The following is a 13,338-nucleotide window of genomic DNA, read 5'->3' as shown; positions in this document are numbered from 1 at the left end:
CCTCGAGCCGGACGCGGGTCGCGCACTGCTGTGGACCCGTGCGGGCCCGATTCCGGAGACGCTGTTGACGCGGCGCTGAGAACGGTCAGAACACCCGCTGCATGACGAAATCGCTGTGCAGCTGGGCGCCGACGAGGAAGGTCTTGGTGCCGACCACCTGAAAGCCGTGCTTGGCGTAGAAGCTCTGGGCGCGCTGGTTCTCCTGGTTGACTCCGAGCCAGACGCCCGCGCTGTCGGCGGTACGGGCCCGGTCGAGGGAGGCGGCCATGAGGGCGGCGGCGACACCGTTGCCGTGGTGGCCGGGCAGCACGTACATCTTGCTCAGCTCGGTCACCGGCCGCAGGGTGACCGCGGCCGCCACATCCGGATCGGTCGGTTCGGCGGCGACGAGCAGGCTGTAGCCGATGACGCGGCCGTCCGCGACCGCCTTGAGGACGGTGCGCGCCGGATCGGCGAGATAGTCGGTGAACCGCCGCGGGGACAGCACGTCGGCGATGAAGGCCGCGATATCGGCGGCACCCGCACCCGGCGGGCAGGCCAGCGGGAAGGTGACGGCGGCGACCTCGCCGAGCGCGGCGGCGTCCGCGGGGGCGGCGAGTTCGACGGTCACGGTGGGATTGCTGCTCACCCGACCAGTGAAGCACGGGTGCGAGCGGCGCGGCGGCGCGCCCGGGGGTGTCGCGAAAGGGATTTGTACGCAGGCGATGTCGGGCATCGGCCCCGGGTGTTACTTTTCGGGCCTTCGATGATCACGTACTCCTAGCGGTTGGGTAACGAATGCGGTCACTGTCATGGGTAGTCCCCTGCTGCCTGCGGCACTCTGGAAGTAGACGGCGTGGGCTGGTGGTTTCCCGTACCGATGGGAAGCGGCTCACGGCGCAGTGGTTTGGGGCGGTGATCGTGTGAGCACGAGGCGAGTAGAGGTTCCGCACGGGCGGTCGGTGGTCTTGGCCGACCCCGTGCTCCCCGAACCGGTCGCACCACGAAGAACCGAACCCGATGCGCGGGGTCATCGTCCGGGGGAGGCGTGCTTCACCCCGGGCTGCGCCGACTGCCGCTGGGACGAACAGCGGCTCAAGTACTGGCTGCGCGGCCGCCTGCTGGCCGCCGGGGCCGAGACCGCCCATGTGGACGGCACGGTCGGCCCATTGGACCCGGATGTGCTGTGGCGGCAGGGGGATCGGGTGTGCGCGATCCAGGTGTGCGGCGCCGTGCCGGACCTCACCCGCGCTCGTCACCGCACCGCCGCGCTGAAGGCGGCGGGCTGCACCGAGGTGCTGTGGCTGTGCCCGCCCGGCTGGCAGATCGCACATCTGCCCGCCCTGGCACTGTCGGACTTCGCGCCCGCGGACTGTGACTACCGCGCGGTCGGCGGACAGCTGACGCCCGGACCGGGCGGTTTGGTGACTCCGGGTGACAAGCCCTGGGAGATACGGGATTTCATCGAGAACTGGGTCGCGGGCGAGGTGGCCTACGGCTACCGCGACGAACATACGGGAGGGTGGGCCACGGTGGCCGATTGGGAACGTCACACGCGCACACAGGCGGCGGTCATCGCACGCCAGCGCCGCGAGCTGATGAATCAGCGCACCGCGCTGGCACTGTCCCGCAAGGCCGCCCGTGACAGGTCCAAGCTGCTGTCCAAACTCACCCACCGGCTGGAACGCGCCGAGTCGTCCGCACAGCAGCACGCCGACGAGCTGGCCCTCGCGCAGCGCCGCATCGCCGACCACGACCGCGTGGACGCCACCCTGCGGCTGACCGTGCGCAGCCAGCGGCAGGCCCTGGTGCACTGGCAGCTGATCTCCTGGTTCGCGCTCATGGTGATCATGACGTTCCTGGTGGCGGCCTTCGTGGTGCTGGACTGACCGGACCCACCGGGCGGGCCGCTCAGCGCAGTGAGCGGCCCGTGTACGCCGCGCCGACGGTTCCGGCGACGGCGCATCCGGCGACGATGGTCCACGCCAGCGGCCCCAGCGGGGTGCAGCCGAAGAAGTAGTTCACCCCGGGCGTCATGATGATGGCGGCCAGCAGCGCGGTGCTGCCCGCGGCCGTGGCCCAGACCAGCGGGCTGTCCCGGCCGATCATGAGGGTCTGGCCGAGCTGGGTGGTGACCAGGGCGGCCAGTGCCATGGTGGCGGCGCGCTTCGGGCGACCGGTGGCGCGGCCCAGTATCCAGGCCGCGCCCGCCCCCGCCGTGGTGTACGCGCCGCGCACCGCGACGGCGCGCAGGAAGTCGCCGCCGAGTTCGGGTTTCGGCAGCTGGCGCAGTTGGTGCCCGGCGTCGTCGGGTGCCAGGGGGTCGTTGGCGGTACGGGTGCCCGACAGTGCCACCGCCATGGCCGGGCCGAGATCGGTCAGCAGGTTGACCAGCAGGAACTTTCGGGTGCCGATGGGGGCGCGCCCGGACAGCAGGGTGCCCAGCATGGTGAAGGTCACCTCACCGGCATTGCCGCCGACCAGCACGCCGATGGCGTCGCGGACCCGCTGCCACATACCGCGTCCCTCCACCAGGGCGGTGAGCAGGACCGTGAGGTCGATGCCGCGCGATCGCTCGTCGTCGCGGTCCTCATCGGAGCCGGTGATGATGAGGTCGGCGGCCTCGCGGGCCGCGACCGAGCCGCGGGCGGCGAGGCCGATGCCGATATCGGCGGTGCGGATGGCGGCGGCGTCATTGCTGCCGTCCCCGGTCATGGCCACCACATGATCGCGCCGCTGCAGCGCGGTCACGATGCGCACCTTGTGTTCCGGGCTCACTCGGGCGAAGACGGTGGCGCGGTCGATGAGTTCGGCCTGGGCGTCCTCGTCCAGCTGGTCGAGATCGGCCCCGGTGGCCACGGTGTCGGCGGGAATGCCGAGCTGTGCGGCCACGGCGCGGGCGGTGACCGGGTGGTCGCCGGTGATCATGCGCACGCTGATGCCGGTGCGGTCCAATTGCCGCACCAGGTCGCGAGTTTGCGGGCGCGGGGTGTCGGCCAGTCCGATGAAGCCGAGCAGGGTCAGCTGTTCGATCTCGTCGGCCACATCGTCGGGGGTGCGCGGGAAGTCGCGTCGCGCCACCACCAGGACGCGCAGGCCGCGTTCGGCGAGCCGCTGGATGCGGGCCTCGGCGGCGGACCGTTCGTCGGCGGTGAACTCGACCCGACGCCGTCCGCCGCTGCTGCCGTTGGCGCGCAGCACCTGGGTGCAGCGCGGCAGCAGCACTTCGGGCGCACCCTTGACCGAGAGCCGGATGTGGTGGGCGGTGTGTCCGACCGCCGCCGCGTAGCCGCGATTGCTCTCGAACGGGATCTCCTCGATGGGGTCCCAGGTGTGCGCCGCGTCCGGCCCGAGGGTGGCATCCGCGGCCGCCACCACCGCACGGTCGGTGGCGTGCACCAGCGGGCCGTCCTCGGTGTGCGGGCAGGCGCGGGCCGCCGCGCGCAGCAGCCGCCGGGCCTGCGGGGTGTCCCCGGCCTGGTCGGTCTCCCACGACTCCTCGAGATCGGCGAGCGCGGCCAGATGCAGTTTCCCGGCGGTCAGGGTGCCGGTCTTGTCGAAGCAGACGGTGTCCAGCCGACCCAGCGCCTCGATGGTGCGGCTGGAGCGCACCAGCACGCCGCGCCGCGACAGCCGGCGCGTGGCCGAGAGCTGGGCGACGGTGGCGACCAGCGGCAGTCCCTCCGGCACCGCCGCCACGGCCACCGCGAGCCCGTCGGCGAGCGCGGGCCGCAGCGGCAGGCCGCGCAGGAAACTGGTCGCGGTGACCAGACTGCCGCCGCCCAGGGTGAGCGGCAGCACCCGCTCGGACAGGGAGCGCAGATGCGCCTGCACCCCGGCGGTGCGCGGCGGACCCGCCACGGCGAGGGCGCGGCCGGATTCGGTGGCGGAGCCGACCGCCACCACCACCGCGCGGGCGCTGCCGTTCACCACGACACCGCCCTCGAACACCATGCAGGACCGATCCCCCAGGGCCGCACCGGGAGTCGCGCCGACCTGCTTGTCGACGGTCACCGATTCGCCGGTGAGCCCGGACTCGTCCATTTCCAGACCGTCGGTCTCCAGCAGCCGGGCGTCGGCGGGCACCACATCGCCCGAGCGCAGCGCGATCACGTCGCCGGGCCGCAATTCGTCGGCGGGAGTGCTGGTTTCACCATCCTCGGTGACGAGGCGGGCGAGCAGGCGTTCACCGACCAGCAGCCGGTGCAGGGACTGTCCGGCACGGCGGCGCTGCAACGCCGACACCACGGCATTGAGGCCGAGCACCGACCCCACCAGCACCGCGTCGGTGGGCGAGCCCAGCAGCGCGGAGGCGACCGCGCCCACGGCGAGCAGCGGGGTCAGCGGATCCGCGAGCTCCCGGCGCACCTGCTGCGCCAGATCGGCGACGGTCTCCGTGGGACGCGCCAGCCAGCGCGCCGCCTTCAGTGCCTCGGTGGTGACGGCTCCGTGCCGCGGCTGTCGGGGTTCGGGTGCGGGCAGCCGGGCCAGCACCTCATCGGGTTCCAGGGCGTGCCAGGGCACCAGCGGTACCGGCGTGATCTGGTCGGTGCGCCCGGCGCGGCGGCCCGAAAGCAGTCCGGTGGCGAAGCCGAGCAGGGTCGCCGACGAAATCGGTGCGGTGGCCGCCACCGGGCGCCTCCGGGTGGGGCCGGAGGCGAGCAGCAGGCCGCTGAGGGTGGAGGCCGACAGGGTCAGCACCCGCCCGCGTTCGCTGGCGGCGCGCGCGGGTCCGGCCGCGGCGATGATCCGCCGCGCACACGCCAGATTCGGGCACACCACTCCGGCCTGCCAGGGCACCCGCGACCGGGTGCCGTTCCCGTGCGCCAGTCCGATCCCGAGATCCGCCGCGGCCAATGCCTTGTGCGCATTGCCGCTCAGCATGGCGACTACGTGACCCTGCCGCTGCAACCGCCGCACCAGGGCGGTTGCCGAGCCCCCCGCGGTCACGAATTCGTCCGCGCTGCGTCGTAATTCGGCCGTCGACTCGTCGCCGACGAGCACCACCCGCAATCCGGCCTTGCGTGCGGCGGCCAGCAGTCCGATCGCCTCGGGGTGCAGTTCCCAGCCGACCAGTACCCGGCCCGCGACGCTGTCCCCGTCGCGCAACTCGTACCAGACCGGTTCGCCCTCATCGGTGTCCGCGTGCTTCCCGATCGGCCCCGCGTCGGGATCTTCGCCCGGCGCCCCCTGCTCCGGCACGAGGGTGAGCTGTTCGCGATGGCGCGAGCGCGGCGGGGGAATGGGCAGGTCGGGGCCGTCGCGCCAGAGCAGCCGCTGCGCGGCGCTCCAGACATGCTCGGTGGACCAGTCGGGGTTGCCGGTATCGGCCGATAGCACGACCGGCCGGTCACCGCGCACCGCATGGCGGTCCACCACCAGGGCGGAGGCTCGGTCGAGCCGCCGCCAGAGCACCGGGTCGATGGTCAGCACCCCCTGCACGGCCATGACCGTGGCCAGGGTGCCCGCGAAGGTCTCGCGGCTGGCCCGCGCCGCCTTGGGCACGCCCGCGGCGAGCGCGTCCGCCGCGTCCGACATGCCCCGGCTTCCGGCGAGGGAGGTGAAGGACACCAGGGCCGACCCCGTCGACACCTGCTCGGTGCAGCGCTCGACGGGACCGGGAGGCAGCGGCACCGGCCGGAGTTCGGGCGGCCGGTAGTGGTGGACGCCGGGTTGGTCCGGCCCGGCGATCAGATCGTCCCAGCGCTGCCACTGCGCGTACCGCGCGGCGGCTTCGACCAGCCGCACGGTGCGTTGCAGGCTGTCGGCGACGAGGCTGGCGAGGTGCCCGTCCAGCGCCTGCCCGAGCGCGCTGCCGGTGGTGAGCAGGGTGTCGGTGCGGTCGCGGCCGAGGTGTCGTTCCAGCAGCGCGCGTGCCGATGGCTGGCCGTCGGCGAGCGAGACGCCCGCGCGCAGCAGTTGCGCCGGGGTGGAGCCGGGCAGCGCCGAGCGCGCCACCGCCACCCCGATGCCGACGAGATCACCGGCCAACTGGACGGCCGCGGCCAGTACGGGTTCGCGTTCGGAGGTGTCGTCGACGACCTGGCTCCAGGCCGCGCTATCGGTTCCGGCGGCGCGTTCGGCGTCGACGAGGATCTCCTCCAGCCGCGCCGTGGTGAGCTTTTCCCGGTCCACGGCGACCGTCACCCGCCCGAGCGCCTCGTTCACCCGGTGCCAGTGCACCCCGTCGGTGCGGTCGAGACGTTCGGACACCGCCTTCGCGACGCGGTCGGTCTGCTCGGAGTGCAGCCCCCGGACCTCGGCGTGTATCCGGTTGTCCCGGATGGCCACATGTCGTTGCCGCTGCCGTGGGCGCGGGTCGAACAGGGCCTCGAACTCTCGGGTGACATCGTCGGTGAACTCGTTCACCGCGTCGGGCAGTATCGGTTCCAGCAGGTGGCGGGTCCCCCGGGCCGCCGCGGCGGCGGGACGGCCCACCAGGGTGACCGCGGCGGCGGCTCCGAGCACGGGAATCCGCAGCGGTGCGGTGGCGATCGAGCGCAGTCCGGGCATCAGCGTGCGGTCTCCGTCGTGGACTTGCGGGTGGTGGACTTGGCGGCGGTGGACTTGCCGGTGGTGGACTTGCCGGTCGTGGAACGCTTGCGCGGCGTCGGTGTCGTGGACGACTTCCGGCGCGCGCCTTCGGCACCGGCGGACCGATTCGCCGCTCCCTCGGGCTTACTCGCCGCGGCCGCGCTGCCCTCCGCATCCGCGCCTTCGTCCAGCGCCGCCGCGTCGTCCCGCCGGGTGTGCTTGATGCCGGTGGTTCGCGTGCTGGTGCCGGTCTTGCTCTTGCGCGTACCCGACTTGCGCCGGGTACCGGCGGTCTGGTCGGTTTCGCTAGCGGCCGTTGCCTCGCGCTCGGACGTTGTCTCCGCGGCGGACGGGATCGTGCGTCGGCGGGCGGTCGTCGTGCCGGTCATGACTTCGTCCGAGGAGCTGCCGCCACTGCCCTTCTCCGTGCCGGTCGACGTGCGGCGTCGGGTCGAGGCGGCGCTGTCGTGTTGCCTGCCGGTGGTCGGGCCAGCGTGCTCGCGGTGCCGCGGTCGACCCGAATCGTCGTGCCGCCGGGCGCGGTTCACCAGGTAGACAGCGCCCGCGACGGTGCTCGCGCCGAGGGCCAGCGGCCATTCGACGAGTCCGATCACGCCCGCGGCGGTCGCTCCGAGGGCGACCGCGGTGGGCGTGCTGACGCCTGATTTCGCGCCGGAGTACGCCCCCTGGACCGCGCCGCGCGCCGCGCCGGTGGTGGCTCCCACCACCGCGCCGCCGACCGTACCGACCGTGGCGGTCACCGCCGAGGTGGCCGCGGCGGCCGTGTTGCTCACTACCTTCGTCGTACCCGATGCGATACCCATGACTGATCCCGAGGATGGTTGGTGACGATGTCATGGACGTAGCCCGGGAACGGGAAGGCAAACGTGCCGGCGGAAGATCAGGATTCGCGGCTCAGCCGGAACGGCCCACGGTCCCAACGCCATCCGTGCTTCAGCACCAGGGCGGCGAAATCCAGGAGTTCCATGCCGGTTTCCTCCCGGATCCGGCGTAGTTCCACCCAGTCGACCGGTCCGTCGGCGAGCCGGTTGCGGAGAATGTTCTCGGTGCGCGCGTCGACCTGCCGCCGCATGAGGTCGGCGACCCCGGATTGACTGCCCGTCCACACCAGCCAACCCCAGCCGCGCGCGTGCGCGTACCCGCGCCCGGCCGTCGCCTTGGCCCGGTTGGCGTGTACCGCCGCGTGCCCGAGCGGAATCACGTCGATGAGCACCACCCGCCCGTCGGCGAAGCGCACCGCCACACTCGGGTGGTGCACCCGCTGGGCTCCGTCGAGTTCGTACTCGACCGCGCCGGGATACTCCTGGAACTCCTCGACGCGTTCACTCCCGTCCAGCATGCGCAGCAGCCGCGCCTGCAGGCCGGTATCGAAGGTCACCTCGCGTCCGAGTTTCTCGGCGAACATGGTCCCGCGTCCGTCGTCGTCGAAGTCCAGGCGCCGCGCCGGGCCGTCGGGTAGCTCCTCGGGCGTGCCGTCGGCCCACTCCACGCGCCGCAGCCACGGATTCCAGATCCCGGCCGGCACCTCCTCGGGTTTGGCGGCGGGCAGCAGATGCCAGCGCCCCTTCTGCTGCCAGCCCGCGATGCGCTGAAAGACGAATCCGGCCAGCCGTTTCGAATCCTGGAGATCGTGCCCGGCCAGCCGCAGCTTCAGATACGCCCAGTCCTGCGCGGCGATATCGCTGTCGGTGGCATAGGTTTCGGCCAGCAGGGTGCGCACCAGCCGCTCGTCACCCAGGCCCACCGGATACCGTTCGGCGAAGACGGCCGTATCCGGATGTCCGGTGCCCTGCACCCGCCGCACCATCTGCCCGACGGCGCGGGTGTACAACTGCCGCGCCCGATCCCGCGACACCCCGAGCCGCGCGCCCAACAGGGTCAGCGTTTCCGGGCTCTCCCCGTCGAGTCCCAGCCGACAGGTGACGAGTTCCCGGTCGCGCGGCCGTTCCTCGGCCTGTTCGTCCACCATGACCGCGACGACCTCGTTGACGTCCTCGAGCCCGAAGGTCACGCTGTCCCGGCTGTCGAGCAGTCCGCTCGCACTCCTCACACTTCTCGTCACCGCGGCCCCACTGTCCGTGCTGTCGACACCTGTTCGCCAGTCTGTTCGACGAGATTAGCGTCGGGCACCGACAATCCGTGCCGACCGGGGACCGTGTCCGGTCATCCGTCCCGGATCAGCCGATGGCGGCGTTCATGATGGTGCCCGCACTGGTGGCGATGATGCCGCCGATCATGGCTCCGGCCACCATCTTCGGCGACGCCAGTCCGCCACCGGTCCATTTCTCCCAGGCGAACCGACCGCCCGCGTAGGTGATGCCCAGTACGCCGGACAGCAGCACGAACCAGGTGAAGTACCGCACCAGCTTCATGAGTTTGTCCGCCGCGGGCGGCGTCTCGGGAGTCGGATTCCCGATCTGGGCGAGCACGGTGTCGGCCAGGGCGCTGATGATCGTCACCCTCCGAAGGTACCGCGAATCCGTCGCGAAGTGGCTGTGAATGTGCCCGAGATCTACTGTGCGCGACCGGCTTTCACGGGGTGTCGGGATGTCCGGAATGTCGGATCCGGGGATGATGACGAAAGCCCCGGCACGAGTGATCGTGTCGGGGCTCTCGGGGGAGCGGATGACGGGATTCGAACCCGCGACCCTCACCTTGGCAAGGTGATGCGCTACCAGCTGCGCTACATCCGCATCTCGCTCACCGGGGCGTTTGCCCTGCGGCGTGCGAGAGAGAACATTAGCCCACACCCGGGCGAAACTCCAAAACGCCCGGATCGGAGCGCCCCCGGCGCGTGTGCGCAGCCCTCAGCGTGGCGTGGCGTCGTCGGGGAGCGGGATGATGGCGTTGATGACCGTGCGGTCCGCATCCGTGGTGGTCATGACCAGTTGCGGACTCCAGATCCGCCGGGAATCGTCCGGCCGGAACTCGGTGACGATCACGATGTACTGGCCGGCGAACGCACCCGGTGCGATCTGCACGCAGTGCGTGGTCAGCGGCGGAATGGTGTCGATCCCGGCCTGGATGTCGGCCGCCGACGGCACCGCCGCATCGGCCGCCACCAGTTCCCGGGCCAGCGCCCCCGACCGCGCCACGTAGTAGGCGTGCTGCAACGCCAGAATCGCGTCCGGACCCGTCCGGGTGCCGCCCGGACCGTTCCCGCGCACATGCTCACCCTTGACCTCCGCCGGACATTCGGGCGTGGCTGCGCCCACCGGCGTGGTCGCACCGTTCCCCGCCGCCGGTGATTCGGGAGCCGCCGAGTCATCCGGAGCCGCCGATGTCGCGGGCACCACGGTCGGCGCCGCCGCGGCGGACGTCGGCTCACCCGACTTGTTCACCTGCACGAGCACCGCCGCCACCACCGCACACACCCCCAGCATCCCGAGCAACGGCGCGGCCCACCGCTCCCGCGCATCCCACATCCGCTCCCGCACCGACCACGGCTCCCGATCCGCCCCCACCCGCCGCCGCGTGCCCCCGGAGTTCCGGTGCAGCCGAGCCAGGGCCGCCGCCGCCTCCGCCCGCGACCGCGCGGCGACCTCGGCCCGCGTACTCGGCCCGTACCCCGACCGCACGCTCGGTCCATTCGCCGACCGGGTGCCCGGGCGGTATGCCGAGTGCGCCCCCTCGTCGTATGCCGACGGAGTGCCCGCGTCGTATCCCCGTGCGCCCGTTCCGTCTTCCGGATATGCGTCCGCGCCGTATCCCGACCGTGTATCCGGATCATCCCCCGGCCGAGGGGCTGAGCCTCTTCCCGATCGGATTTCGTTGTCGTAGTCCTGCGTCGCGCCCGCGGCGTACCCAACTCCGACGTCGGGGTCGCGGTCCGGGACGTCATGCTCCGGAGGAATGGCGGGGTCGTGGTCCGGCCGAGCGTCTGTGCCGTGCGCCGATCCGGCGGTGATGTCGCCGACCGATCGTGCGGCCCTCTCGTCGTCCGGTAGTGCGGTCCTGTCGTGGTCTGATCGCCGGGCTCCGCCGTGGTCGGCTCGCGCGGTCCTGTCGTAGTCCGGTGCGGTGGTCCTGCCACGGTTGGACCGCGCGTTCACCTCGTGGCCCGATCGCCGTTCCGCACTGTGGTCCGGACGGCCGGTGGGGCCGTGATCGGACCGCGGTGTCGCGCCGCGGGTGGGGTCTGTACCTGGAGTATCGCGCGCGGGTGATCCGGCGTCCTGGTTCGCCCGGGCGTCCTGCCGGAATGCCGCGGTCGAGTGCGCGGCTGGCCGCGAGCCGGTGTCGGTCTCCCGGTCGGCCGAATCCCCGTGCGCCCGTGCGGTACCGCCGGAGCGCGCATGCGCCACGGCGGGAGGTGCGGTCGGTGGTTCGGGCATCCAGTGCGGATCCGATGAGGGGAACGGGTGCGGCCGGGCCGTCCGATCCCGCCGCCACGCCGCGGATCCCGCCGTGGCGGTCGACTTCGCGCCGGACCGGCCGCCGCCTGTCGATCGCGTGTTCGGGGCACCACCGCCGTCGCGGTCACCCTCGTCATCCTGCTTGCCGCGGGTGCTCGCGTTCGCGTCGTGGCTGCCCGGGTGCGCGTTTGGAGCCACGTCATCATCGGTACCGCTGGAGTATTCGCTCGGTCCACCGGTTGTCTCCCCGTCGCACGCCGCCTTCGGCACGCGATCCCGGAATGCGGTGCCCGGCTGGCGGGTGCTCGCCGTGGTGGACCCGTGCGTTCTCGCGTCGGGTCGGTCGGCAGTGGAGTCGGCACCGTCGCCGGGATCAGGCTCGAGGTCGTCGTCCTCGACGTCTACGAGGCGGGCGCGCTGTCGTGCCAGGCCCGCCAGGCGGTCGTCCCAGCCGGGTAGGTCGGCGTAGTCGTCCTCGTCGTCGAAGTCGTATTCGTCGTCCGGCCGGAAGTAGCGGTCGGCCGCGGGTTCGCCGTCCTCGGCCGCTGCTTCGTCGAACCCGTCATCGCCGTATCCGCCCCGCGCGTCCGCGAATTCGGCGGCCTGGCTGTCGCGTCGGCGGCGGCGTGCGGACGCGCCGCGCTCGCGGCGGGGGCCGTGGCGGTCCGGAGTCGGTGTCGCGCCGAGGCTTTCGCCGATCCAGTCGGCCCAGCTGCCGGAGTACCCGCCGTCGGCGGGGGAGGTGTCGGTGGTGCTCATGGGATGACCTGTGGTTGCGCGGGGGAGGCGAGGGGGAAGCCGCCGGAGCCGGCGGGGTTCGTGGTCGGGGCGGTGGTGGGCGCGAAGAGCGGCGCGGGGCTGGTGCTCGGCGGCGTGGTCGCGTCGCTCGGACCGCCGAGCGGGAACTGGCCGTCGGGGGCGGTGGACGGCGCGCTCGTGGTGCTGGGCGCGAAGTCGAAACCGCCCTCGGGCCGGTCGCTGCCGCCCTTGGGGGCGCTGCCGTAGTCGTGCACTCCGGCGAGGTCGTGGGCGAGCGCCGCGAACCACTGGCCCACGAATTGCGCCGGGCTGTCGCCGAAGTCGCTGCCCTGCGGGTTGGAGTAGTCGTGCTTCTGCGCGGTCTGCCAGTACCGCACCCAGGTGTTGGCGTCGAACAGGTCCTTGTTGTCCTGCAGGTTCTCCACCACCGCCTCGAACGCCTCGGTGACCAGGTTGTCGATGGTGGTCGGCGGCACCAGCTGGGTGACCGCGCCGACCACCTTGGTGCCCAGCACCGCCAGCCCCGCCAGCGGATTGGCCAGTCCGGCGGTGGCGATCTCGGCGATATTGCCCGGCGTCAGCACGGTGCGCACGACGGTCACCACGGTGTTGATGGCGATGGTCCCGAGCTTCAGCAGTGCCTGGAAGGCGTCCGGGATGTTCACCTGATTGCGTGGATCGGACGCTTCGGCCAGTCGCTGGGAAATGGACTTCTGTGGGGAGATCCGCAGATTGCTCAGCGAGGTGCCCGAAATATCGTTGTTCACCACATTGGTCACGGTCTTGATGGAGGTGAACGCCAGTGCCTGCCCGATGGACATGAGCGACCCGATCGGATCACCGCCCGAAAGCTTCACCTGCCCCGCGATATTGGCGACCACCTTCAGCAGCGCCGCGTCCTCGGGCACATCGCAGGCGAGATCACCGGCGGTGCAGAAGCTCGCCACCCGCCCGGTGAGTGCGCCGAAGTTGGCCGCCACATCCCGTTCCGGTCCGATCCCGCCGCCGTAGGCCACCTGCGCGGGCTGCGCGGTGATCCGCGACAGCGCCTCCCCACCGGTGCCGGGCACCGCGTCGGGCGTCACCTTGCCCGGCGATCCGGGGAACAGCGGCGCACCCGGATTGCGGGTGGGGTCGCCGAACAGCGCCACCGCCGCCACCTTGTCCGCCGGGATCGCGCCCCGCCCCGCGCCCACCTCCTGGGCGAACAGCGAGGCCACATGCGCCCCTTGGGAATACCCGGTGACGGCGATGCGGGTGTGCTCGCAGCGGTCGAGTACCGAGCGCGCCATGGATTTCAGGGTGCCGAGCCCGCCGCTCACCGATTGCGCGTACGGCGTCTCGTTGGCCGAGGTGGCGCCGCCGAACGACGAGTCGTAGGGCACGTACGCGCGGGCGACCAGACCGTCGTCGGGCGCGGCGGCCAGCATGGGCCGGAAGACGGTGGACAGCATGCCGGTATCGGTGGTCACCGCGGCGTCGGGAGACGACTGCCCGGTGCCCTGGATGCCGAGCGCGAACAGCGCCGGGCAGGTCTCGATGGGTGGTTGTTGGTCCGTCGGGGCGGCGGACGCGCCGCCGATCCCCACCGCCGCGATGACGCTGACGGCGGTCGCGAGGACAGCCGAGTGTCGAATTCTTGCCCAGGACAGCAATGTTCGATCCTCCTCGTATTCGGCGGTGGGTGCCG

At 72.0% G+C, this 13,338-nt stretch carries 8 protein-coding genes and 1 tRNA gene; 1 reads left to right on the top strand and 8 read right to left on the bottom strand.

Annotated features, from left to right (window positions below):
• Positions 1-85: 85 nt before the first annotated feature.
• A complete protein-coding gene (locus tag ON31_RS33120) occupies positions 86-628 on the bottom strand; it encodes a GNAT family N-acetyltransferase (RefSeq protein WP_039819164.1) in 543 nt (180 codons plus the stop codon).
• A gap of 274 nt (positions 629-902) precedes the next feature.
• On the opposite strand from ON31_RS33120, the gene ON31_RS33115 reads away from it, so the two are divergent.
• Positions 903-1,868: a hypothetical protein gene (locus ON31_RS33115; RefSeq protein WP_244961269.1), complete on the top strand. Its 966-nt coding sequence runs from the start codon at positions 903-905 to the stop codon at positions 1,866-1,868.
• 22 nt (positions 1,869-1,890) lie between these two features.
• Here ON31_RS33115 and ON31_RS33110 read toward each other — a convergent pair whose 3' ends face one another.
• The 7 genes from ON31_RS33110 to ON31_RS33080 all read right to left on the bottom strand — a co-directional run bounded on the left by ON31_RS33110 (position 1,891) and on the right by ON31_RS33080 (position 13,303).
• Complete coding sequence (locus tag ON31_RS33110; protein WP_051038235.1) at positions 1,891-6,492, bottom strand: cation-translocating P-type ATPase; 4,602 nt, start codon at positions 6,490-6,492, stop codon at positions 1,891-1,893.
• Positions 6,492-7,307: a hypothetical protein gene (locus ON31_RS35140; protein ID WP_051038234.1), complete on the bottom strand. Its 816-nt coding sequence runs from the start codon at positions 7,305-7,307 to the stop codon at positions 6,492-6,494. The genes ON31_RS33110 and ON31_RS35140 overlap by 1 nt, the downstream gene beginning before the upstream one ends.
• 107 nt (positions 7,308-7,414) lie before the next feature.
• On the bottom strand, positions 7,415-8,584 hold the full coding sequence (locus tag ON31_RS33100; RefSeq protein ID WP_244961268.1) for a hypothetical protein: 1,170 nt from the start codon (positions 8,582-8,584) through the stop codon (positions 7,415-7,417).
• A gap of 127 nt (positions 8,585-8,711) precedes the next feature.
• Positions 8,712-8,993 carry a hypothetical protein gene (locus ON31_RS33095; RefSeq protein ID WP_029924149.1) on the bottom strand — a complete coding sequence of 94 codons (282 nt, stop codon included), beginning with the start codon at positions 8,991-8,993 and terminating at the stop codon, positions 8,712-8,714.
• A 161-nt stretch (positions 8,994-9,154) separates the two neighbouring features.
• Positions 9,155-9,227 (bottom strand) — tRNA-Gly (locus ON31_RS33090).
• Positions 9,228-9,341: 114 nt separating this feature from the next.
• Complete coding sequence (locus tag ON31_RS35135; RefSeq protein ID WP_051038233.1) at positions 9,342-11,648, bottom strand: DUF8176 domain-containing protein; 2,307 nt, start codon at positions 11,646-11,648, stop codon at positions 9,342-9,344.
• Positions 11,645-13,303: a cutinase family protein gene (locus ON31_RS33080; protein ID WP_255222357.1), complete on the bottom strand. Its 1,659-nt coding sequence runs from the start codon at positions 13,301-13,303 to the stop codon at positions 11,645-11,647. Before ON31_RS33080 ends, ON31_RS35135 begins: the two co-directional genes overlap by 4 nt.
• Positions 13,304-13,338: the final 35 nt, after the last annotated feature.

The organism is Nocardia otitidiscaviarum NBRC 14405, from assembly GCF_000308635.1.
GTDB lineage: Bacteria > Actinomycetota > Actinomycetes > Mycobacteriales > Mycobacteriaceae > Nocardia > Nocardia otitidiscaviarum.
Note: the sequence above shows the minus strand (reverse complement) of the source record. Positions and strands in the feature narration are given on the sequence as shown.

Bases quoted from the DNA above. Each gene is read 5' to 3' on its own strand.
- ON31_RS35135 (WP_051038233.1), bottom strand. From the start codon at position 11,648: ATGAGCACCACCGACACCTCCCCCGCCGACGGCGGGTACTCCGGCAGC.
- ON31_RS33110 (WP_051038235.1), bottom strand. From the start codon at position 6,492: ATGCCCGGACTGCGCTCGATCGCCACCGCACCGCTGCGGATTCCCGTG.